Annotated in this window: 18 protein-coding genes; 12 read left to right on the forward strand and 6 right to left on the reverse strand. The window is 66.1% G+C overall.

Annotated elements, in window-relative coordinates; translation table 11 throughout:
• Positions 1-28: 28 nt before the first annotated feature.
• Positions 29-1489: an amidophosphoribosyltransferase gene (gene purF, locus V2B31_RS16270; RefSeq protein WP_328280461.1), complete on the reverse strand. Its 1461-nt coding sequence runs from the start codon at positions 1487-1489 to the stop codon at positions 29-31.
• Positions 1490-1692: 203 nt separating this feature from the next.
• On the opposite strand from purF, the gene ccmC reads away from it, so the two are divergent.
• From ccmC to V2B31_RS16310, 8 genes are all read left to right on the forward strand, one after another.
• Positions 1693-2415, forward strand: coding sequence for a heme ABC transporter permease CcmC (gene ccmC, locus V2B31_RS16275; protein WP_328280463.1), 723 nt, complete (start codon positions 1693-1695; stop codon positions 2413-2415).
• A 122-nt stretch (positions 2416-2537) separates the two neighbouring features.
• Entirely contained in the window at positions 2538-2984 is a 447-nt protein-coding gene (gene ccmE / locus V2B31_RS16280) for a cytochrome c maturation protein CcmE (RefSeq protein WP_328280465.1), read from the forward strand.
• A 133-nt stretch (positions 2985-3117) separates the two neighbouring features.
• On the forward strand, positions 3118-3270 hold the full coding sequence (locus V2B31_RS16285; RefSeq protein ID WP_328280467.1) for a hypothetical protein: 153 nt from the start codon (positions 3118-3120) through the stop codon (positions 3268-3270).
• Between the two features lie 160 nt (positions 3271-3430).
• Positions 3431-5359: a heme lyase CcmF/NrfE family subunit gene (locus V2B31_RS16290; protein ID WP_328280469.1), complete on the forward strand. Its 1929-nt coding sequence runs from the start codon at positions 3431-3433 to the stop codon at positions 5357-5359.
• A complete protein-coding gene (locus V2B31_RS16295) occupies positions 5356-5883 on the forward strand; it encodes a redoxin family protein (RefSeq protein WP_328280471.1) in 528 nt (175 codons plus the stop codon). The genes V2B31_RS16290 and V2B31_RS16295 overlap by 4 nt, the downstream gene beginning before the upstream one ends.
• Positions 5880-6290 carry a cytochrome c-type biogenesis protein gene (locus tag V2B31_RS16300; protein WP_328280473.1) on the forward strand — a complete coding sequence of 137 codons (411 nt, stop codon included), beginning with the start codon at positions 5880-5882 and terminating at the stop codon, positions 6288-6290. The genes V2B31_RS16295 and V2B31_RS16300 overlap by 4 nt, the downstream gene beginning before the upstream one ends.
• Complete coding sequence (locus V2B31_RS16305) at positions 6287-6919, forward strand: tetratricopeptide repeat protein (RefSeq protein ID WP_328280475.1); 633 nt, start codon at positions 6287-6289, stop codon at positions 6917-6919. The genes V2B31_RS16300 and V2B31_RS16305 overlap by 4 nt, the downstream gene beginning before the upstream one ends.
• A gap of 110 nt (positions 6920-7029) precedes the next feature.
• Positions 7030-8955, forward strand: a complete 1926-nt coding sequence (locus tag V2B31_RS16310; RefSeq protein ID WP_328280477.1) for a potassium transporter Kup — start codon at positions 7030-7032, stop codon at positions 8953-8955.
• 54 nt (positions 8956-9009) lie between these two features.
• Here the strand turns inward: V2B31_RS16310 and V2B31_RS16315 are convergent, their stop codons facing one another.
• Positions 9010-9480, reverse strand: coding sequence for an Hsp20 family protein (locus tag V2B31_RS16315; protein WP_328280479.1), 471 nt, complete (start codon positions 9478-9480; stop codon positions 9010-9012).
• Between the two features lie 525 nt (positions 9481-10005).
• Here V2B31_RS16315 and V2B31_RS16320 point away from each other — a divergent pair.
• The 3 genes from V2B31_RS16320 to dnaE all read left to right on the forward strand — a co-directional run bounded on the left by V2B31_RS16320 (position 10006) and on the right by dnaE (position 15544).
• Positions 10006-11256, forward strand: a complete 1251-nt coding sequence (locus V2B31_RS16320; RefSeq protein ID WP_328280481.1) for a lipoprotein-releasing ABC transporter permease subunit — start codon at positions 10006-10008, stop codon at positions 11254-11256.
• Positions 11249-11926: an ABC transporter ATP-binding protein gene (locus V2B31_RS16325; RefSeq protein WP_328280483.1), complete on the forward strand. Its 678-nt coding sequence runs from the start codon at positions 11249-11251 to the stop codon at positions 11924-11926. The genes V2B31_RS16320 and V2B31_RS16325 overlap by 8 nt, the downstream gene beginning before the upstream one ends.
• A 72-nt stretch (positions 11927-11998) precedes the next feature.
• On the forward strand, positions 11999-15544 hold the full coding sequence (gene dnaE, locus V2B31_RS16330; protein ID WP_328280485.1) for a DNA polymerase III subunit alpha: 3546 nt from the start codon (positions 11999-12001) through the stop codon (positions 15542-15544).
• A 162-nt stretch (positions 15545-15706) separates the two neighbouring features.
• Here dnaE and V2B31_RS16335 read toward each other — a convergent pair whose 3' ends face one another.
• The 4 genes from V2B31_RS16335 to V2B31_RS16350 all read right to left on the reverse strand — a co-directional run bounded on the left by V2B31_RS16335 (position 15707) and on the right by V2B31_RS16350 (position 19910).
• Positions 15707-16774: a PA0069 family radical SAM protein gene (locus tag V2B31_RS16335; protein ID WP_328280487.1), complete on the reverse strand. Its 1068-nt coding sequence runs from the start codon at positions 16772-16774 to the stop codon at positions 15707-15709.
• Positions 16775-16885: 111 nt separating this feature from the next.
• Positions 16886-17413 carry a molybdenum cofactor biosynthesis protein B gene (moaB, locus tag V2B31_RS16340; protein WP_328280489.1) on the reverse strand — a complete coding sequence of 176 codons (528 nt, stop codon included), beginning with the start codon at positions 17411-17413 and terminating at the stop codon, positions 16886-16888.
• Positions 17413-19194 (reverse strand): lytic transglycosylase domain-containing protein, encoded by a 1782-nt coding sequence (locus tag V2B31_RS16345; RefSeq protein WP_328280491.1) that lies wholly within the window; start codon positions 19192-19194, stop codon positions 17413-17415. The genes moaB and V2B31_RS16345 overlap by 1 nt, the downstream gene beginning before the upstream one ends.
• A complete protein-coding gene (locus V2B31_RS16350) occupies positions 19191-19910 on the reverse strand; it encodes a uracil-DNA glycosylase family protein (protein WP_328280493.1) in 720 nt (239 codons plus the stop codon). Before V2B31_RS16350 ends, V2B31_RS16345 begins: the two co-directional genes overlap by 4 nt.
• Before the next feature lie 131 nt (positions 19911-20041).
• Here V2B31_RS16350 and V2B31_RS16355 point away from each other — a divergent pair, with 131 nt between their 5' ends.
• Positions 20042-21694 carry an electron transfer flavoprotein-ubiquinone oxidoreductase gene (locus V2B31_RS16355; RefSeq protein ID WP_328280496.1) on the forward strand — a complete coding sequence of 551 codons (1653 nt, stop codon included), beginning with the start codon at positions 20042-20044 and terminating at the stop codon, positions 21692-21694.
• Positions 21695-21704 lie beyond the last annotated feature (10 nt).

The following is a 21704-nucleotide window of genomic DNA, read 5'->3' on the forward strand; positions in this document are numbered from 1 at the left end:
CGGTAAAAGGAACTTTTTGGAGAGACGGCTAGACCACCCGTTCGGCGAGCAGCTCGAACTGGTTCTGCACCGCCACTTCGTCCTGGTCGGTCAGGGTCGTGGGATAATCCCCGGTGAAACAGGCGTCGCAATATTGCGGCCGGATGTCCGCGCGCTTCGCCTCGCCCAGCGCCTTGTAGAGGCCGTCGATCGAAATGAAGGCCAGGCTGTCGGCGTGGATGAAATCCTGCATCCCGCCAATGTCCAGCTTGTGCGCCAGCAGCTTGGTGCGCTCGGGCGTATCGACGCCGTAGAAGCAGCTATGCTTGGTCGGCGGCGACGCGATCCGCATGTGCACCTCCGCGGCGCCGGCTTCCCGCATCATCTGCACGATCTTGAGGCTGGTGGTGCCGCGCACGATCGAATCGTCGATCAGCACGATCCGCTTGCCCTCGATCAGCGCGCGATTGGCGTTGTGCTTCAGCTTGACGCCGAGGTGCCGGACCTTGTCGCCCGGCTGGATGAAGGTGCGGCCGATATAGTGCGAGCGGATGATGCCCAGCTCGAAGGGGATGCCCGATTGCTGCGCGTATCCGATCGCGGCCGGCACGCCGCTGTCGGGCACCGGGATGACATAGTCGGCCTCGACCGGCATTTCGATCGCCAGCTGCGCGCCGATCGCCTTGCGCACCGAATAGACGCTGGAGCCATCCACGATCGAATCGGGCCGGCTGAAATAGACATGCTCGAAGATGCAGGGGCGGGGATTGGTCTCGCCAAAGGGGCGGTGCGACCGGATGTCGCCGCCATTGGTCACGATCACCAGCTCGCCGGGATCGACCGTGCGCACATAGTCCGCGCCGACCACGTCCAGCGCCACGGTTTCGGACGCGAAGATCGTCGCATCCCCCAGCTTCCCCATCACCAGCGGCCGGATACCCAGCGGATCGCGGCAAGCGATCATGCCCTCGGGCGTCATCACGATCAGCGAATAGGCGCCCTCGACCTGGCGCAGCGCGTCGATGAACTTGTCGAGCAGCGTGCGATAGCTCGACGTCGCGACCAGATGGATGATGACCTCGGTGTCCGACGTCGACTGGAAGATCGACCCACGCCGAATCAGCTCGCGCCGCAGCCGCATCGCGTTGGAGATATTGCCGTTATGCGCCACTGCGAAGCCGCCCGACGACAGCTCGGCATAGAGCGGCTGGACGTTGCGCAGCGATGTCTCGCCGGTGGTGGAGTAGCGCACATGGCCGCACGCGCTTTCGCCCGGAAGCGCGCGAATCACCTCGTCCCGGTCGAAATTGCCCGCGACATGGCCCATCGCCCGGTGGGTGTGGAATTCATGCCCGTCCCAGCTGGTGATGCCGGCCGCTTCCTGCCCGCGATGCTGGAGCGCATGAAGCCCCAAAGCGACGATGGCCGAAGCGGTTTCGCCGCCCGAAACGCCGAAAATGCCGCATTCCTCGCGCAACTTGTCGTCGTCGAAGGGATTGGTGCTAATCATGGGTGCGAACCGGTTCCGTTGCCGTTTCTGGCGCGCCCACCGGGCCGCCCGTCGGCGCGCATATAGGGGCTAAAGGCTGGTTTGTCGCCTCCTTGTCACAAAAAAGCGGAACGGTGGCGGCAACGCAGCGTTTCGGCGGGCCTGACATCGGCAAAATGCCCCACTGGCGCGCTGCTTCGCGCGCCGCTACACACGCGAGCCTGATGCATCGTTTCGCCAATCCCGCCCGCTTCCTGAAGATCGCGCGTCCGCTCACCCCTTGGCTGTTCTGGTCGGGGCTGGCGCTGATTCTCGTCGGCGCGGGATGCGGCCTGTTCGTCACCCCGGCCGATTATCTTCAAGGGGATACGGTGCGCATCCTCTATATCCATGTGCCCGCCGCCTGGCTCGGCATGGGGGGATGGACCGGCATTGCGGTCGCCGGGCTGATGCAGCTCGTCTGGCGGCATCCGCTCGCCGCCGTCGCCGGTCGCGCGATTGCCGCGCCGGGCGCGCTCTTTACCGCCATCTGTCTTGCCACCGGTTCGATCTGGGGCCGGCCGACCTGGGGGACATGGTGGGAATGGGACGGGCGCATGACCTCCATGCTCGTCCTCCTCTTCCTCTATCTCGGCTATATCGCGCTCGCCAACGCCAGCGCGCGCGACGGGCAGGGCGGATCAAGCAGCGTCACCGCGATCTTCGGGCTGGTCGGTGCGGTCAACATCCCGATCATCAACCGCTCGGTCGTCTGGTGGAACAGCCTGCACCAGGGGCCGAGCATCACTCTGCGCGGGTCGAGCATCGAACCGGCTTTGCTCTGGCCGCTGGGGCTGACCTTGCTTGGCTTTTCGCTCTGGTTCGGTGCGATCGTGCTGATGCGGATGCGCACGATCCTGGCGCAGAACAAGGTGGAGGCGCGGATGCAGCGCCTCGCGAGAGGATAAGATGAACCAGTGGGCTTTCGTGATCGCCGCCTATGCGGTGACGGCGCTGGGAACCGGGCTCGTCAGCCTCATGAGCTGGCGCGCGATGCGCCGCGCCGAAGCGGCGGCCGAGGCGCTTTGACATGAAGGCGAAGCATCAACGGCTGATCCTGGCGCTGGTCGCGCTCGCGGCGATCGTCGGCGCGGGGTTGCTGGCGGCCTCGGCGCTGAAGGACGAGGCCGCCTATTTCTATGCGCCGGCCGATGTGAAGACCAAGGGCGTGGAGCCGGGCAAGGCGATCCGCCTCGGCGGCATGGTGGTGAAGGGCAGCCTCAAGCGCGCGCGCGACGGGGTCACCATCCGCTTCGACGTCACCGACGGCAAGGCGACCGTGCCCGCCACCTTCAGCGGCATCGCCCCCGACCTGTTCAAGGAAGGCAGCGGCGTCGTGGCGGAAGGGGCGTTCGACGGACGCGGCACCTTCGTCGCCACCAACCTCCTCGCCAAGCATGACGAACGCTACATGCCCCGCGAGCTGGAGGGGATGCAGTATGATGAAGCCACCCGCGAGATGAAGGTGGAGCGGTGATCCGGGTTGAATATACCGTTCGCCCTGAGCCTGTCGAAGGGCCAGACCGACCGAAGGGAGGTCACTTCGCTGCGCTCTGTGTAGGGCTTCGACTTCGCTCAGCCCGAACGGGCTTGGCAAGCAGGCAAAATCCATGATCGCCGAAGCCGGCCTCGCCGCCCTCTGGCTCGCCGCCGCCCCGGCGTTCCTTCCCTTCCAGGGGAGAGCGGGCCGCGGGAGAAGCCAACCCATGACGGGGGAGATGAGCTACAATGAATCCATCCATGAGATGAAGGTGGAGTGGTGAGGGGACAGCTGATGATCCTCCCTCTGAGGGGGAGGGGGACCGTTTGCGAAGCGAATGGTGGAGGGGTGTCGCCCTCTCGTGAACGGGACACCCCTCCGTCAACCCTACGGGTTGCCACCTCCCCTTCCAGGGGAGGATGGTCGATGCGAGATGACCACCCATGATCGCCGAAGCCGGCCTCGCCGCCCTCTGGCTCGCCGCCGCCCTAGCGCTGCTTCAACTCTTCCTCGCCTTTGCGGGGTTGAAAGGCGGCAAGCCCGACCTGCTCGCCGCCGTCCGCCCCGCCGCCGTGGCGCAGGGCGTGCTGACCGCCATCGCCTTCGCTTTGCTCATCGCCCTTTTCCTGCGGTCCGACATGTCGGTCCTGCTGGTCGCGACCAACAGCCATTCGGCCAAGCCCTGGCTCTATAAATTCGCCGGCACCTGGGGCAATCATGAAGGGTCGATGCTGCTCTGGGTCACGGTGATGGGTGTCGCCGGCGCCGCCGTCGCGCTGTTCGAGCGGGCGCTCACCCGCGCGACCCATATGGCGACGCTCGGCGCGCAGGCGGCGATCAGCCTCGGCTTCTATGCCTTCCTGCTCTTCTCCTCCAACCCCTTCGCCCGGATCGATCCGCCGCCGCCCGACGGACAGGGGCTGAACCCGCTGCTGCAAGACCCCGGCCTCGCCTTCCACCCGCCGACTCTCTATCTCGGCTATGTCGGCCTGTCGGTCGCCTTTTCCTTCGCGGTCGGCGCGCTGCTGACCCGCACCGTCGACGCCGCCTTCGCGCGCGCGATGCGCCCCTGGGTGCTCGGCGCCTGGGTGCTGCTGACGCTGGGCATAACGGCGGGCAGCTATTGGGCCTATTATGAACTGGGCTGGGGCGGCTGGTGGTTCTGGGATCCGGTGGAGAACGCCTCGCTGATGCCCTGGCTCGCCGCGACCGCGCTCCTCCATAGCGTCACCGTGCTGGCGACGCGCGATGGCCTTCGCGCCTGGACGATCATGCTGGCCGTCGTCGCCTTCTCCATGTCGATGGTCGGCACCTTCCTCGTCCGTTCGGGCATCCTCACCAGCGTCCACGCCTTCGCCGTCGATCCGACTCGCGGCAGCTTCATCCTGGCGCTGCTGGCGCTCTATATCGGCGGCGCGCTGGCGCTGTTTGGGTGGCGGATCGGATCGGTGCGCGAGGGCGCACCGTTCGAGCTGGTCAGCCGCGAAACCGCGCTGGTGGTCAACAATCTGCTGCTCTCGGTGATCCTCGGCATCGTGCTCATCGGCACCCTCTATCCGCTGATGACCGAAGCCTTCGGCCACAAGGTCTCGGTCGGCGCGCCCTATTTCGATCGGATCGCGGGGCCACTGGCGCTCGCGCTGATGCTCGTCATGGCGGTGGGGCCGATGATGCGCTGGCGGCGGGACGATCTTGTTTCGATATCGAAACGAATTTGGGTGCCTGTGGTAATAGCGATTCTGCTGTTCACTTCGCTGTTCGCTTTAGTGGGGCATCACATTGGAATATTGCCATTTTTCGGCCTTTTTGTCGCGATTCTGACAGGTTGCGCCAGTGTCCTTCCGCTGCTGCGCCGCAAGCTGCTGCGGACCCCGCTTTTCACCTGGGGCATGGTCATCGCGCATCTCGGCTGCGCCGTCAGCCTGGCCGGCATGGCCTGCGATTCGGCCTTCACCGTCGAGAAGCTGGTCGCCGCTCGCCCCGGCGACACCATCCAGACCGCCGGCTGGACTCTCCGCTTCGATCGTATCCTGCCGGTCGCCGGCGACAACTGGACCGCCCTCCAGGCCGACATGACGGTCGACCGGGGCGGCGCGGCGGTGGCGATCCACCCCCAGTCCCGCTTCTTCGCCTCGCCGCCGACCACCACCACCGAAGCGGCGCTGCTGACCCGCTGGAACGGCCAGCTCTACGTCGTTCTGGGTGAGGAGGTGGAGGGCGGCCGCTGGCAGATGCGCATCTGGTGGAAGCCCTTCGTTACGCTCATCTGGCTCGGCGGCATATTGATCGCACTGGGCGGCGCGCTGGCGCTGGTCGGGCGAGAAAAGCGCGGCTGGCTGGCGAAGTGGCGGTCACGGAGGGCGCTGGCGTGAGGAGGCTCTTCATCTGGCTGCCGCTCATGCTGTTGCTGGCCTTCGTCGGCCTGTTCGCGAGCGGCCTGTTCCGGCCCGACGACCGCGTCATCCACTCGCGCCTTGTGGGCCAACCACTCCCCGCCTTCTCGCTCCCGGCCGCCGCCAGCGACCGCCCCCCGCTCGCCAGCACGCAGCTTGCCACCGGCAAGCCGCGCCTCCTCAACATCTTCGCCAGCTGGTGCGTCCCTTGCGCCGCCGAAGCGCCGCAGCTCATGGCCTTGAAGCAGGCGGGCGTGGAGATCGACGCCATCGCCATCCGCGACGCCCGGCCCGATGTCGACCGCTTCCTCGCCCGCTATGGCAATCCCTATGCTCGCATCGGGCTTGACGCTCGCAGCGCCGTCCAGATCGCGCTCGGCTCGTCGGGCGTTCCCGAGAGCTTCGTCATCGATGGGCAGGGGCGCATCGCCTACCAGCATATCGGCGACATCCGCGCCGACGACGTGCCCATGATCCTCGATCGGCTGAGGGACGCGCAATGACCCGGCTTGTCGCCCTACTGCTGGCCCTGCTCGCCACGCCGCTGGCCGCGCAGACCGCGCTGCCGCCCGCCCCCTGGGCCGACCGCCAGATACCCGACCCGGCGCAGGAGCGGCAGGCCAGGGCGCTGATGGAAACGATCCGCTGCCTCACCTGCCAGAGCCAGTCGATCGCCGATTCGGGCGCGAGCATGGCCGGCGACATGCGCTCCCAGATTCGCGAGCGGATCATGGCCGGGGAGAAGCCCGAGGCGATCCGCCAATGGCTCATTTCCCGCTATGGCGACTGGGTCAGTTATGAGCCTACCGCCGCCCCGATCCTTTGGCCGCTCTGGGCCGCGCCGTTGCTATTGCTGGCGCTGGGGCTGCTGCTGCTGCGCGGCCGGATCAAACGAGGGAAGCAGCCATGACAGGCTGGATCATCGCCTTTGTCGGAGCGGCGCTCGCCTTCGCTGCGCTACTGTTCGTCGGCCGTATCCCCCGATCCGCGCGGGAGATCACCGCCGCCGCGCTGCTGCTCGGCCTTGCCGGCTATGCCTGGCAGGGGCATCCCGGCTTCGCCGGCGCGCCGCGTCAGGAGCGCGAGGCCAAGGGCGAGGGGTTCGACGAGGCGCTGGCCGAAAAACGGCGCGGCCTTGCCGAACGCTTCGGCCCGGCGGCGCAATGGATGATGCTCTCCGATGGTCTGGCGCGGCAGGGCAAGACCAGGGAAGCGGCCAATGTGCTCCTCTCGGGCCTGCGCGCGACGCCGAACGACCCCAATCTCTGGCTGGGCCTTGGCAATGCGCTGGTCGCGCATGGCGAAGGCGCGGTGTCGCCCGGCGCAGCCTTCGCCTATCGCCGCGCACTCGAGATCGCGCCTGAAGCGCCTGCGCCGCGCTATTTCTACGGGCTCGCGCTGGCCCGCGCCGGCGATCTTCAGGCGGCCCGCGACCTCTGGGCGCCGCTCGCCGCCAGCGCGCCGGCGGACAGTCAGGTGAGAGCGGAACTCGAAGCGAACATCGCGCGTATCGACGCCATGCTGGCGAGCCACCGATAACGCACCGCAGCCCGATTGCGCCGGGTCGGACGGCGTGATAGGGCGCGCGGCGATGCGGGGCACGATCTTTCCGTCAGCCGGGGGCGCGATGACCATTTGGTTTTTCCTCCATGGCTGATCTTCTGCCGAATGCGGCATCCTCTTCCGACGAGGAGCCGGGCGCGCATGGCCATGGCCGGCAGAAGGCGACGCTGAAGCTGGTCGCCGGCGCGATCGGCATCGTCTTCGGCGACATCGGCACCAGCCCGCTCTACGCCTTCCGCGAAACCTTCGCCGGCCACCACAAGCTCGATCTCGATCCCGACCATATATTGGGCGTCATCAGCCTGATGTTCTGGTCGATGATGCTGGTCGTGACGCTCAAATATGTCAGCGTCATCATGCGCGCCGACAACAAGGGGGAGGGCGGCAGCCTCGCCCTGCTGGCGCTCATCAACGGCCAGACCCGCACCCAGCGCTGGTCGCGCGGCATCGTGCTGCTGGGCGTTTTCGCGACCGCGCTCTTCTACGGCGACTCGATGATTACGCCGGCGGTGTCGGTGCTGTCGGCGGTCGAGGGGCTGGCGGTCTATAATAGCGCCCTGGCGCCCGCCATCCTGCCGGTCGCGGTGCTGATTCTGCTCGGCCTGTTCTGGCTTCAGGGGCTTGGCACCAATCGGGTCGCGTCCTTCTTCGGCCCGATCATGCTTCTCTATTTCGTGACGATCGCGACGCTCGGCATCGTCTCGATCATCAAGACGCCGGGCATCCTCTTCGCCTTCAACCCCTACTGGGCGTTCATGTTCTTCGTCACCGATCCGATGCCCGCCTTCCTGGCGCTGGGGTCGGTGGTGCTGGCGGTGACGGGGGCGGAGGCGCTGTACGCCGATATGGGCCATTTCGGCCGCAGTCCGATCCGCGTTTCCTGGCTCGCCTTCGTGCTGCCGGCGCTGATGCTGAACTATATGGGGCAAGGCGCGCTGCTCTTTCGCGAAGGCGCGGCGGCGCTGCACAGCCCCTTCTACAATCTCGCGCCGCAATGGGGCCAATTGCCGCTGATCGTGCTGGCGACGCTGGCGGCGATCATCGCGTCGCAGGCGGTGATTTCGGGCGCTTTCTCGGTCACGCAGCAGGCGATCCAACTGGGCTTCATGCCGCGCCTGCGGATCGAGCATACCAGCGCATCGACCGCCGGGCAGATCTACATCCCCCTCATCAACTGGGGGCTGATGGTGATGGTGATCGCGCTGGTGCTGGCGTTCCAGACCTCGTCCAACCTGACCGCCGCCTATGGCATCGCGGTGACTGGTGCGATGTTCATCGACAATGTGCTGCTGACCGTCGTGCTCTACCGGCTGTGGCAGTGGAAATGGTATTATGCCGCGCCCTTGCTGTCGGTCTTCTATCTGGTGGACGGCGCCTATCTGGCGGCGAACCTCACCAAGGTGCCCGATGGCGGCTGGGTGCCGCTGCTGATCGGCTTCATCGTCTTCACCCTGCTCACCACCTGGTCGCGGGGCCGGCGGCTGGTGCAGGATCGCTTGCGGGAGGCAGCGATGCCGATCCCCGTTTTCGTCGCCTCCGCCGCCAACAGCGCGGTGCGAGTTTCGGGCACGGCGGTGTTCATGACCTCAACGCCCGATGGCGTGCCCCATGCGCTGCTCCATAACCTCAAGCACAACAAGGTGCTGCACGAGCGGGTGATCCTGCTGACGGTCAAGATCAAGGATGTGCCGGTGGTCGATGATGATGGCCGCTGCAAGCTGGAGGATCTGGGCCGCGGCTTCTTCCGCATGGTGCTGCATTACGGCTTCATGCAGGAGCCTGATGTGCCCGCCGCGCTCAAACAGATCACCGGCTGCGGGCAGGCGTTCAAGATGATGGACACCAGCTTCTTCCTCGCCCGCCAAACGCTGCTTCCCTCGGCCAAGCCGGGGATGCCGCTGTGGCGCGAGAAGATCTTCGCCTGGATGCTGCGCAACGCCGAAAGCGCGATGGAGTTTTTCCGGCTGCCGACCAACCGCGTGGTTGAACTTGGAAGCCAGGTCGAAATATAGAAAAGGGCGCGGCCGCCGTGGCCGCGCCCCAAATGGCCTAGTCGACGCCTTCGATCAGGCGGCGCTGCGGTCCTGGGCATTGATGTCTACCAGCTGACCGCCATTGATGGCGATCTTCTTGGGCTTCATCGCCTCGGGCACTTCGCGCACCAGCTCGATCACGAGCAGGCCGTCGGCCAGGTCCGCCTTCTCCACCCGCACGAAATCGGCCAGCTCAAACCGGCGCTCGAAGCTGCGGTTCGCGATGCCGACATGCAGGAACTTCGAGCGGTCGTTCGCGGAGTCATCCTTGCGACCGACGACCTGGAGCAGATTCTGCTGCGCGGTAATGTCGATCTCGTCCGGACGGAAACCCGCGACCGCGAGGGTGACGCGATAGCGATCCTCGGACAGGCGCTCGATGTTGAAGGGCGGATAATTGTCGCTCTGCTGCAACCGGGCGTTGTTTTCGATCAGGTCGAACAGACGATCGAAACCGACGGTCGAGCGGCGATAGGGGGTCAGGTCAAAAGCACGCATTGTCATAGTCTCCTAAAGAGCAAAATGAACGATGCCGAACCCGAAACCGGCGTCCGGCGATACGATGCCCGGCCCCATAAGGCGACCGGACATGACGGATATGGTTGAGGAAAACCGGGTTTCAAGAGGATGCGGCGGGATGCTTTTTGGAAGGGTGGGTAGGACGCTTTGTCCCATCGCCACGTCGCCACCTGAGCAGTAGAACAAGCCCGAAATAAAAAGCACCCGGACCGTGGCATCACGATCCGGGTGCTTAATGGACGATTGCTCGTCTCCCCCTTGGCCTGCCTCGACCGCTTCTTAGCCCCCTAAGCTCGAAGCGGGATGCAGTATCCCTGAACCACGGCCATTTACCTGTGCTTCGATTGTCTTGCTATGCCCGGCGCGGGGGGCTGTCACGGCCAAAATCGGGGCGCTGTGATTTTGCGTGCGGCGCTGTGGCGAGGATGCAACAATTCGGCAATGCTTGCCGTTGACCGGCCCGCCGCCTAGAGCGGCACCACTCCACCAGCGAAGGGCCGCGCGCGCCGCATGATTCTCAACCGTTACGAACGCATGATCGCCAAACGCTATTTGCTGCCGGGCAAGGGCGAGGGCTTCATCTTCCTGGTGGCGGGGATCAGCCTGGTGGCGGTGATGCTGGGCGTCGCCGCGCTCATCATCGTCATGAGCGTGATGAACGGCTTCCGCGCCGAGCTGTTCGACAAGATCGTGGGCTTGAACGGTCATGCGGTGGTGCAGGGCTATGGCGGGCGGCTGCCCGACTGGCAGTCGGTGCTGAAGCAGGCCAAGGATACGCCGGGCGTCACCAGCGCCACGCCGCTGATCGAGCAGCCCCTGCTCGCGACCTTCCAAGGGCGGGTCGAGGCGGTGCTGGTGCGCGGCATGACCGTCCCCGACATTCGCGACAACAAGACGCTGAAGGGCAAGATCGTCGCGGGCAATCTCAACGCGCTGACCGCCAATGCCGGCAAGGTCGGGATCGGATCGCGGCTGGCGGAGAATCTGGGCATTCAACTCGGCGACAGCATCACGATCATCAATCCGGCCGGTCGCGCGACCCCCTTCGGCACGGTGCCGCGCCAGATCAGCTATCAGGTCGCGGCGATCTTCGAGGTCGGCGTCTATGATTATGACAAGGCGTTCGTGGTCATGCCGATCGAGGACGCGCAGACATTGCTGCTGCTGAACGATGTCGTCAGCATGATCGAGGTAGAGACGGTCAACCCCGACCGGGTCGGGCAGATATTGGAGCCGCTGGCCGGCAAGGTTGCTGGCCGCGCTGTCATCACCGACTGGCGGCAGATGAACGCCAGCCTGTTCGAGGCGCTCGCCGTCGAGCGGGTGGCGATGTTCGTCGTGCTCTCCATCATCGTGCTGGTGGCGGTGTTCAACATCCTGTCCTCGCTCATCATGCTGGTGCGCGCCAAGACGCGGGACATCGCGATCCTGCGGACGATGGGGGCGAGCCGGGGTGGCCTCGTAAAGATCTTCATGACGGTGGGCGTCACCATCGGCGCGCTCGGCATGGCGGCTGGCATGGTGCTGGGCTTCACCTTCCTCTTCTTCCGGCAGAGCGTGGTGAACGCGATCCAGTTCGTGACGGGGCAGAATCTCTGGGATCCCTCGATCCGGTTCCTGACCGAGCTGCCCTCGAAGCCCGATCCGGTGGAGATCGCGATCATCTGTATCATGGCGCTGCTGTTCAGCTTCCTCGCGACGCTTTACCCGGCGTTCAAGGCCGCCAATACCGATCCCGTGCAGGTGCTGCGTTATGAGTGAGATTTTACAGGTCACGGGGCTCGCCCGCAGCTTCACCCAGGGCGGCGTCACCATCGACGTGCTGCGCGGCGTCGATCTGTCGGTCGGGCCGGGAGAGATCGTCGCGTTGCTCGGGCCATCGGGGTCGGGCAAGTCAACCTTGTTGCAGGCGGTGGGCCTGCTGGAGGGCGGGTTCAAGGGATCGATCCGTATCGGCGGCGAGGAAGCGGCGAAACTCGACAATGACGGGCGGACGCGGCTGCGGCGCGATGCGCTGGGCTTCGTCTATCAGTTCCACCATCTGCTGCCCGATTTCAACGCGATCGAGAATGTGGTGCTGCCGCAGGTGATCCGCGATGTGGAGCCGGGTGCGGCGCGGGTGCGGGCGAAGGCGCTGCTGACGGCGCTTGGTCTCGGCCATCGGCTCGACCATCGGCCGAGCCAATTGTCGGGCGGCGAGCAGCAGCGGGTGGCGGTGGCGCGCGCGCTCGCCAACCGGCCGGCGCTGGTGCTGGCGGACGAACCCACCGGCAATCTGGACGAGCGGACGGCGGACGTGGTGCTTGCCGAGTTCCTGCGGCTGGTGCGGCAGGAAGGGTCGGCGGCTCTGGTGGCGACTCACAACGAGCGGATGGCGGCGAAGATGGACCGGGTGGTCCGACTGCATGAAGGGGTGCTGGAACGCGCCTGACCAGGCGCGATTGTCCACAGCTTTGATGCCGGAGGGGCTGGCATTGGATCGCAGGGCGGGCCACATAGGGACATGCCGCACGCCGCCTTCGTTCCCCTCCGCGTCTTTTCCTCCTTCACCATGCTCGAAGGGGCGATCGACCCCAAGAAAATCGCCAAGCAGGCCAAGGCGCTGGGTTTCCCTGCCGCCGCCATTACCGACCGCAATGGTCTTTACGGCTCCATGGCATTCTCCGACGCCTGCAAGGATGAGGGCGTGCAGCCGATCATCGGCGCGATGCTGGGGGTGTTGCGGCCGGGCCGCCCCGCCAACGCGACTCCGGTGCATGACTGGCTCGCGCTCTACGCACAGGATGCTGCGGGCTACGACAATCTCTGCGCGCTCGTGTCGATGGCGCATCTCGACCGGCCGGTGGAGGAAGTGCCGCACGCCTCGCTCGACGCGCTGGAGGGGCGGACGGGCGGCCTCATCGCGCTGACGGCGGGCGGGGAAGGGGCGATCGCGCGACTGTTCGCGGAGGATCAGCCCGACGCCGCCATCGCCTATGCCGAGCGACTGGAAGGGCTGTTTCCCGACCGGCTCTATGTCGAAATCTGCCGCCGGTTCGATCCGATCGAGGGCAAGGCGGAGGCGGCGTTGCTCGACCTTGCCTATGCCCGCGATCTGCCGCTGGTGGCGACCAACCCGACCTGCTTTGCCGAACCGCATTTCCATGAAGCGCATGACGTGATGCTGTGCATAGCCGACAGCGCCTATGTCGACACCGCCGACCGCCGCACCAGCTCGCCCGACGCCTGGATGAAGCCGGCGGGCGAGATGAAGCGGCTGTTCGAGGATCTGCCCGAGGCGCTCGCCAACACGCTGGTCGTGGCGCAGCGCTGCGCGGTGGCCGCGCCCAAGCGCAAGCCGATCCTCCCGAGCCTTGCCGGCGACATCGAGGGCGAGGCGGCGATGCTGCGGAGCCAAGCCGCGGCGGGGCTGGAGGCGCGGCTGGACAAGGCTGGGATCATCGGCGCGGACGCGCGGCAGCCTTATTATGAGCGGCTCACGTTCGAGACCGACATCATCATCCAGATGGGGTTTCCGGGCTATTTCCTGATCGTCGCCGACTTCATCAAATGGGCGAAGGACAATGGCATTCCGGTGGGGCCGGGGCGCGGTTCCGGCGCGGGGTCGCTGGTCGCCTGGGCGCTGACCATCACCGATCTCGATCCGCTGCAACTGGGGCTGCTGTTCGAGCGCTTCCTCAATCCCGAGCGCGTGTCGATGCCCGACTTCGACATCGACTTCTGCGAAACGCGGCGGGGCGAGGTGATCCGCTATGTTCAGCAGAAATATGGGTCGGATCATGTCGCGCAGATCATCACCTTCGGTAAGCTGAAGGCGCGCGCGGTGCTCAAGGATACCGGCCGCGTGCTCCAGATGAGCTATGGGCAGGTGGATCGGCTCGCCAAGCTGGTGCCCAATCATCCGACCGATCCCTGGACGCTGGAGCGGTCGCTCAACGGCGTAGCCGAGTTCCGGGCGGAATATGACAATGACAATCAGGTCCGCCGGCTGATCGACTATGCGATGAAGCTGGAGGGCTTCCCGCGCCACTCGTCCACCCACGCGGCCGGCGTGGTGATCGGCGACCGGCCGTTGCAGCAACTGGTGCCGCTCTACCGCGATCCGCGATCGGACATGCCGGTGACTCAGTTCGACATGAAATATGTCGAGGGAGCGGGGCTGGTGAAGTTCGACTTTCTCGGCCTCAAGACTTTGTCGGTGTTGCAGAAGGCGGTGCAATTGCTGGCGGCGCGCGGCGTCCATGTCGATCTCGACACGCTCGCCTGGGACGATCCGGCGGTCTATGAGCTGCTCCAGCGCGGTGACACGGTGGGCGTGTTCCAGCTCGAATCGGAGGGGATGCGCAAGACGCTGGCCGCTGTCCGGCCGACCAATTTCGGCGACATCATCGCGCTGGTCTCGCTCTACCGCCCTGGTCCCATGGACAATATCCCGATGTTCGGGCGGCGCAAGAACGGGCAGGAGGAGATCGAATATCCCCACATCCTGCTGAAACCGATCCTCGAAGAGACCTATGGCATCTTCGTCTATCAGGAACAGGTGATGCAGGCGGCGCAGATCCTGGCCGGCTACAGCCTGGGCGACGCGGACCTGCTGCGCCGCGCGATGGGCAAGAAGGTCAAGGCGGAGATGGACGCGCAGCGCTCCCGCTTCGTCGAGGGCTGCGCCGCGCAGAGCGACATCCCGGCGGCCAAGGCGAACGAGCTGTTCGACTTGATCGACAAGTTCGCCGGCTACGGTTTCAACAAGTCGCACGCTGCGGCCTATGCGCTGCTCGCCTATCAGACGGCGTGGCTGAAGGCGCATTATCCGGCGGAATTCTATGCCGGGTCGATGGCGTTCGACATCCACCTGACCGACAAGCTGACGATATTCGTGGACGATATGCGGCGCATGGGGCTGACCTGCCTGCCGCCCGACATCAATCGCAGCCAGGCGGACTTTTCGGTCGAGGCGGTGAGCCATGAGGGCGAGGACGCTCGGCTCGGATATGCCGTCCGTTATGCGCTGGGTGGGCTGAAGGGGGTGGGCGAGAAGGCGATGGAGCAACTCGTCGCCGAGCGGGAGGCGGCGGGGCCGTTCCAGTCGCTGGACGACTTCGCCGACCGGATCGAGCCGCGCCTGCTCAACCGGCGGCAGCTCGAAAGCCTGGCGGCAGCGGGCGCGTTCGATGGCGTCCATGCCGACCGGGCCGGCGTCCATGCCGCTGCCGAGACAATCCTGTCGGTTGCTTCGAGCAATGCGGCGGCGCGGGAAAGCGGGCAGGGCGGCCTGTTCGGCGATGTCGAGACGCCCCATGCCGATGTCCGCATTCCGCCGCATCAGGCCTGGACCGTGGCGGACCGCATGGCGCAGGAGAAGGAGGCGTTCGGCTTCTATTTCTCCGCACACCCGGTCGACCGCTACCGCCATCTGGCCGAAGCGCGGGGGGCGAAAAGCTATGGTCTCGTCTGCCAGTCGCCCATGCCCGCGCCCAATGCGGAGGGCCGCGCGATGACGATCATGGCGGCGATGGTCGAGGATGTGCGCTGGCGCGAGACCAAGCGCGGGGCGCGCTACGCCAATGCGACCTTTTCAGACCAGAGCGGGCAGTTTCAGGCGAGCTGCTTCGACGAGCCGGCGTGCAAGGCGATCGAGGAGCTGGCGCGCGACGGGGATTGCGCGCTGCTGATCGTGGAGCTGGACCGGCTGCCCGGCGAGGAGACGCCGCGCGTGACGGTGCGCGGGGTGGAGCCGTTCCGCAGCATCGCCAGCGCGTCGCGGATGGAGCTGGTGGTCGATTGCGAGACGGTGGCGGCGGTCGAGGCGCTGGCCGCGCTGCTGGCGAAGGCGGGCGGCGGGCGGAGCGAGGTGTTTTTGCGCGCGCCGTTGGCCGGCGGGCAGGCGGCGCGGGTGTTTCTGGGCGATAGCTATAGTCTGGGCGCGGATCAGGTGGATGTGATCGCGACGATAAAGGGGCTGACCATCCATCGGTTCGAGCGGATGGATGTGAAGGCGGATGGGTATCGGACGCAGCGGCGGCGGTCGGGGATGCGGTTGGTGGGGTGAGGGTAGGAGCAAGACCTCACAGTGGCTGTTCCCCCTCCCGCTTGCGGGAGGGGGTTAGGGGGTGGGCGGGTTGCCGCACGAGCCGCCCACCCCGCTGCGACTAACGCGCTCCGCGCGTAAGTCTCGCTGCCCCTCCCGCGAGCGGGAGGGGCACATGACCGCTTAAAACAACCGCATCTGGGCGCCTTCGGGGGGGCGGAAGAGGTCGGTTCGGAGGATGAGCTTTTCGCCGCCGAGGCCGGCGCGTTTGCGGGCTTTGAGGAAGCGGGCGCGCAGGAGGTCGGCCCAGACGCCTTGCCCTTTCATCCGGGTGCCGAAGCCGGGATCATTGTCGCGGCCGCCGCGCAGGTCGTGGATGATCGCCATCACCTTGGCGGCGCGGTCGGGATAGTGGGCGTCGAGCCAGGCGCGGAAGAGGGGCGCGACTTCGTGCGGCAGGCGGACGGGGATATAGGTGACTTCGCGGGCGCCCGCTTCGGCGGCGCGGGCGATCAGCGCTTCCATTTCATGATCGGTGATGGCGGGGATGACGGGCGAGATGCTGGCCGTGACGGGAACGCCGGCGTCGGAGAGGCGGCGGATGGCGTCCAGTCGGCGCAGCGGGTGGGGGGCGCGGGGCTCCAGCGTGCGGGCGACTGCGGGGTCGAGGCTGGTGACCGATAGCATCACGGCGGCGAGATTGTCGCGAGCGAGGTCGGCGATCAGGTCGAGGTCGTGGAGGATACGGTCGGACTTGGTGGTGATGAAGGTCGGATGCCGCGTTTCGACCAGCAGTTCGAGGATCGAGCGGGTGATGCGCCAGTCCTTTTCGATCGGCTGATAGGGATCGGTATTGGTGCCCATGGCGATGGTCGCGACTTGGTAGCTTTTCTTCGAGAGTTCGGCGCGGAGCAGTTTCGCGGCGTCGGGCTTGGCGAAGAGCTTCGTCTCAAAATCGAGGCCGGGGGAGAGGTCGTGATAGGCGTGGCTGGGGCGGGCAAAGCAGTAGATGCAGCCATGTTCGCAGCCGCGATAGGCGTTGATCGACTGGTCGAAATTGATATCGGGGCTGGCGTTGCGGGTGAGGATGGTCCGGGGGTGTTCGACCGTTACCTCTGTGCGGCGACGAGGGACGGGGCCGTCCAGCGTCTCGACCGAATCGAGCCAGTCGCCGTCCGCCTGCCGCTCCGGCAGGTTGAAGCGGCGGCTGTCGCTGTTCAGAGTCGCGCCCCGGCCCTTTTCGATCGCCATGGCCTATAAGAACATAGATAGAACATGAAGTAAAGCGAACAGCGAGTGGGACAGCTGAATCGCTGTTTTCGACTCGTATGTCGGGCAAGAAAATACAATTATTTCAATATGTTATCGTTCTAGCAGGCGCGGCATAAGCTCAACGAAGTTGCACGGGCGAAAACGGCTGTCGAGCTGGGTCGAAAGGATGCCGTCCCAGGCGTCCTTGACCGCGCCCGTGGAGCCGGGCAGCGCGAAGATATAAGTGCCGCGCGCGACGCAGGCGGTGGCGCGGGACTGGATGGTCGAGGTGCCGATGCTCTGATAGCTGAGCCAGCGGAACAGCTCGCCAAAGCCGGGGATTTCCTTGTCCTGCACCTGGGCCAGCGCCTCGGGCGTCACGTCGCGGCCGGTGACGCCGGTGCCGCCGGTGGTGAGGATCACGTCGATCTGCGGGTCGTCAATCCAGGCGTGGAGGCGAGCGACGATGGCGCTTTTTTCATCCCGTTCGATATAGCGGGCGGCGAGGATATGCCCGGCGCTTTCCAGCCGTTCGACCAAGGCGTCGCCCGAGCGGTCCTCGGCAAGGCCGCGGGTGTCGGAGACGGTGAGGACGGCGATGCGGACGGGGATGAAGGTCCGACTTTCGTCGATCGGCATCAGTGGGCGCCGCCGATCGCGCCGCCGCTGTCAGCCTGGCTGAGGCGGACGAGCTTCATGCCCTTGGCGGTGGGGAAGGTCGGCCACAGGCCCTGCGCCATGCCGGTCAGGCAATCGGCGCTGCCCTTTGCCTGGATCTGATACATCCAGTAGTTCCGCATGACGATGTTCACATAGGCGCGGGTTTCATAATAAGGCAGCGATTCCATGAAGAGCAGGGGATCGCCCTTGTCCTTCACCTGCGCGTTCCAGCGTTCGACCGGCAGCGGGCCGGCATTGTAGGCCGCCATCACCTTGGGCAGCAGTCCGCCGGTGGCGCGCATGTCGCGCAGCGCTTCGAGGTAACGCTGGCCATATTCCATGTTGGTGGAGGGGACGAAGAGTTGCGAGGCGTCGGCGAGGCCCACGTCGCCGGCGGTGCCGGGGCGCACCTGCATCAGGCCGCGCGCGCCGGCGCTGGAGACGACATCGGTGCGGAAGCCCGATTCCTGGAGCGTGTGGGCGTAGATGAGCGAGGGATCGACGCGCCAGCCGCCGTCGGGCTTCCAGTCGGGCGCGGGGAAGCGAGCGAAACTGGCGGGCTGGGTGCCGGCGGGGCCATTATGGGCGAGGTAGAGCTGAGTCGCTGGCAGGTTGAGCGCGCTCGCGAGGCGGAGCAGCGCGTCATATTGCAGGGTGCCGCCGATCTTCGCCTGATAGCGCAGCAATTCGTCGGCGCGGCCATTTTCGCCGATCGCCGAGAGCGCGATGGCGGCGCGGGCATTGGGGCTGGTCCGCAGCTTCTGCCACTCGGTCGCGCCGAAGCGGCCGGCGGCGGGCGCGCCGCCCAATGTCATGCCGAGCGATTCGCGGGCAAGCAGGCCGTAGAATGTCTCTTCGGAGCGGGCGGCCTGCTTGAGATAATTTTCCACCTTCTCCGCTTCGCCGCAGACCATATAGGCGCGCGAGGCCCAATAGGCGCCGGCGGCGCGCATGTCGGCGTCGCCCGCCATCGCGGCGACGTTGGCGAAGGCGGGGGCGGCGGCGCGGCAGTCATTCTGCCGCCAGCTTGCAAGGCCCGACGTCCAGTGCGCCTGCACCATCCAGTCGCCGCCGGCGCGGGCTTCGAGCGCTTTTGCGGCCATGCGACGGGCGTTGGCGTCGTCATTCTCGATATAATAGGCCCAGGCGACGCGCTGGCGCACTTCGGTCAACCCCTCGGGCGTCAGGCCGGTTTCGCCGGTAACGAGCAGCGCCTCGGCCCCGACGGGATCGTCATTCTTGACGAAGGTCTGAATCTGCCCGGCGAGCGCCTGCGCGGCGAGATCGGTCTTGGTCGCGGCGACATATTGGCGGCGCGGGGCGGAGCCGAGCCAGACAAGTTTCTGGATCTGCGGCAAGGTGGGGAGGATGGTCGCGCCGCGCTTTTGCGCCAGGCGGGAAAGCTGGTCCGCCTTGGGCAGCCAGGGCGCCTTGTTTACGAGGTCGAGCAGGTCGAACAGCTCGACCCTGGGCGATCCCTTCGCCAGATAAAGTTCGGAGAGAGCGACCGGGCGCACGGCGTCCTGCGGATCGAGCGCGGCGATCATCGCCTTCGCGTCATTCCATTGCTGGGCGGCGAGCGCGGTGAAGATGGCGCGGTAGCGGGCCTTGTCGCCGTCGCTCAGCAGCAAGGGCGAGGCGTCGGCGTTGATCGCGGTGGGCGGGAGATCGGTGCTGCTGGTGTCCGCCAGCGCGGGCGCGGCGGCGAGCCCGGCGGCGATGAGGGCGAGGCGAGACAATAGGGTCGCGGCGCGAATCACGGACGGGCTTCCTCGATCAGGCTTTGCAGGGCGCGCCAGCATTCCGCCTTGGCCATGGGCTGCCCCAGCAGCAGGCGCGGGTGAAATGTGGCGACGGCAGGCACAGTGCCGCCATCATGATTAAAATCGCGTAAACCAACGGCCTGATCGGACCCGTCCGTCGGCATCAGCGCACGGGTCGCCCGATCGCCGAGGAGCAGCAGCCGGCGGGGGCGGGCGAGATGGACTTGGGTGCGCATCCGCGCGGCGGCGGCGGCGAGATCGGCGGCCTCCACCATGCCGCCGGGCGGCCGCGCGAAGAAGAGCGAGGCGACATAGATGTGCGCGCGGTCGAGGCCGATGGCGCGGAGCATCGCGTCGAATAGAGCGCCGGCCTTGTCCGCCAGCAGCCGCCCTGCGTCCATATCCGCCGGATCGGGCATGTCGGTGACGACCATCAGCGGGGCGTCGGCCGGTCCAGCGGGATAGATGGCGCGCGCCGGCCAGCGCCGCTCCGGGTGGGACGCATCGGTTTCGAGCCAGAGATGGAAGGCGGCGAGATCGGCCGGGAGCGGCGCGGCGGCCGGTTCGGCGGGCTGCGCCGGTCGCGGTGCTGGCGTCGGGCGCAGCCAGTTGACCGGCTCTTGCCCCACGGCGCATTCCACGCCGGCGAGCCGCCACCACGCCAGATAGGCGTCGGCAGCAACCGCCGCATTGTCCATATGTGAACCCCGCATCGCTTTGCTTGGGCCAGAGGTTGACGAGGGGGTCAAGCTGCTTCATCGCCTTTCCTTGTCAAACTGGTGTTACAATGCGCCGATCGGATGCAACGGGGTGCAGCCCGCCGGTCGCGCAGGTGGAGGATGGAATGAGCGAACGGGAATCGATGCCCTATGACATCGTCATCGTCGGCGGTGGCCCGGCGGGGCTGTCCGCGGCGATCCGGCTGAAGCAGCTGGCGGATGCGGCGGGGCAGGAGCTGGCGGTCTGCGTGCTGGAAAAAGGATCGGAGATCGGCGCGCATATATTGTCGGGCGCGGTGATCGATCCCAAGGCGCTGGACGAATTGCTGCCGCAATGGCGGACCAGCGGATGTCCGCTGGCCGAGGTGCCGGTGACGGACAACCGGCACTGGTTCCTCTCGAACAGCGGCAAGATGGCGATTCCGCATCTCGCGACGCCGGGCTGGATGCACAATAAGGGCACCTATACCGGATCGCTTGGCAACCTCTGCCGCTGGCTGGCCGAGCAGGCCGAGGGGCTGGGCGTCGAGATTTTCCCCGGCTTCGCGGCGGCGGAAATCCTCTATCATGAGGATGGCAGCGTGAAGGGCGTGGCCACCGGCGACATGGGGATCGACCGCGAGGGTAATCGCAAGCCCGACTATCAGCCGGGGCTGGAACTGCACGCGCGCTACACCTTCTTTGCCGAGGGCGCGCGCGGGCATTTGACCAAGGTCTTGAAGCGCCAGTTCGTACTGGATGCGAACAGTGAGCCGCAAGTCTATGGTCTGGGGATGAAAGAGCTGTGGGATATCGATCCTGACAAGCATCAGCCGGGGCTGGTCATCCATACCCAGGGCTGGCCGCTGACCGATGCCTATGGCGGCGGCTTCCTCTATCATCAGGCCAATGGTCAGGTTGCGTTGGGCTTCGTCGTGGGGCTGGGCTATCGCAACCCGCATCTCTACCCGTTCGAGGAATTCCAGCGCTGGAAGCAGCATCCGGCGATCCGCCATTATCTGGAGGGCGGGCGGCGCGTCTCCTATGGCGCGCGGGCGATCAACGAGGGCGGCTGGCAGTCGATCCCGACGCTGGCTTTCCCCGGCGGCGCGTTGATCGGCTGTTCGGCGGGGTTCGTCAACGTGCCGCGCATCAAGGGCACGCACACGGCGATGAAGTCGGGGATGCTGGCGGCCGAGGCGGCGTTCGCGGCGGTGCAGGCGGATCGATCGGGCGACGTGCTGGCCGATTATGAGCCGGCGGTGCGGGCAAGCTGGATCGACCGCGAGTTGCAGCTGGTCAAGAATGTCGGGCCGATGCTCGCGAAGTTCGGCAATACGCTGGGCACGATTCTTGGGGGCGTCGATATGTGGATGCGGACGCTCAAGATCGGGCTGCCCTTCACGATGAAGCATCATCCCGACAATGAGGCGATCTGGCGCAAGGAGGCGTGCGAGAAGATCGTCTATCCCAAGCCCGACGGGGTCATCAGCTTCGACCGGCTGTCTTCGGTGTTCCTCTCCAACACCAATCATGAGGAGGACCAGCCGGTCCACCTGCAACTGAAAGACCCGGCGGTTCCGATCGCCTATAACCTGCCCCTTTATGACGAGCCGGCGCAACGCTATTGTCCCGCCGGCGTCTATGAGGTGGTGGGTCAGGAAGAGGGCAATCCCCGTTTCCAGATCAACGCGCAAAATTGCGTCCATTGCAAGACGTGCGACATCAAAGACCCGACCCAGAATATCAACTGGGTCGTGCCCGAAGGCGGCGGAGGACCGAATTATCCCAATATGTAGGCGCATCGTC

It is taken from the genome of Sphingobium sp. (assembly GCF_036170395.1).
Classification (GTDB): domain Bacteria; phylum Pseudomonadota; class Alphaproteobacteria; order Sphingomonadales; family Sphingomonadaceae; genus Sphingobium.

Bases quoted from the DNA above. Each gene is read 5' to 3' on its own strand.
- purF (WP_328280461.1), bottom strand. From the start codon at position 1,489: ATGATTAGCACCAATCCCTTCGACGACGACAAGTTGCGCGAGGAATGC.
- ccmC (WP_328280463.1), top strand. From the start codon at position 1,693: ATGCATCGTTTCGCCAATCCCGCCCGCTTCCTGAAGATCGCGCGTCCG.
- ccmE (WP_328280465.1), top strand. From the start codon at position 2,538: ATGAAGGCGAAGCATCAACGGCTGATCCTGGCGCTGGTCGCGCTCGCG.
- V2B31_RS16285 (WP_328280467.1), top strand. From the start codon at position 3,118: ATGATCGCCGAAGCCGGCCTCGCCGCCCTCTGGCTCGCCGCCGCCCCG.
- V2B31_RS16290 (WP_328280469.1), top strand. From the start codon at position 3,431: ATGATCGCCGAAGCCGGCCTCGCCGCCCTCTGGCTCGCCGCCGCCCTA.
- V2B31_RS16300 (WP_328280473.1), top strand. From the start codon at position 5,880: ATGACCCGGCTTGTCGCCCTACTGCTGGCCCTGCTCGCCACGCCGCTG.
- V2B31_RS16305 (WP_328280475.1), top strand. From the start codon at position 6,287: ATGACAGGCTGGATCATCGCCTTTGTCGGAGCGGCGCTCGCCTTCGCT.
- V2B31_RS16310 (WP_328280477.1), top strand. From the start codon at position 7,030: ATGGCTGATCTTCTGCCGAATGCGGCATCCTCTTCCGACGAGGAGCCG.
- V2B31_RS16315 (WP_328280479.1), bottom strand. From the start codon at position 9,480: ATGACAATGCGTGCTTTTGACCTGACCCCCTATCGCCGCTCGACCGTC.
- V2B31_RS16320 (WP_328280481.1), top strand. From the start codon at position 10,006: ATGATTCTCAACCGTTACGAACGCATGATCGCCAAACGCTATTTGCTG.
- V2B31_RS16325 (WP_328280483.1), top strand. From the start codon at position 11,249: ATGAGTGAGATTTTACAGGTCACGGGGCTCGCCCGCAGCTTCACCCAG.
- dnaE (WP_328280485.1), top strand. From the start codon at position 11,999: ATGCCGCACGCCGCCTTCGTTCCCCTCCGCGTCTTTTCCTCCTTCACC.
- V2B31_RS16335 (WP_328280487.1), bottom strand. From the start codon at position 16,774: ATGGCGATCGAAAAGGGCCGGGGCGCGACTCTGAACAGCGACAGCCGC.
- moaB (WP_328280489.1), bottom strand. From the start codon at position 17,413: ATGCCGATCGACGAAAGTCGGACCTTCATCCCCGTCCGCATCGCCGTC.
- V2B31_RS16350 (WP_328280493.1), bottom strand. From the start codon at position 19,910: ATGCGGGGTTCACATATGGACAATGCGGCGGTTGCTGCCGACGCCTAT.
- V2B31_RS16355 (WP_328280496.1), top strand. From the start codon at position 20,042: ATGAGCGAACGGGAATCGATGCCCTATGACATCGTCATCGTCGGCGGT.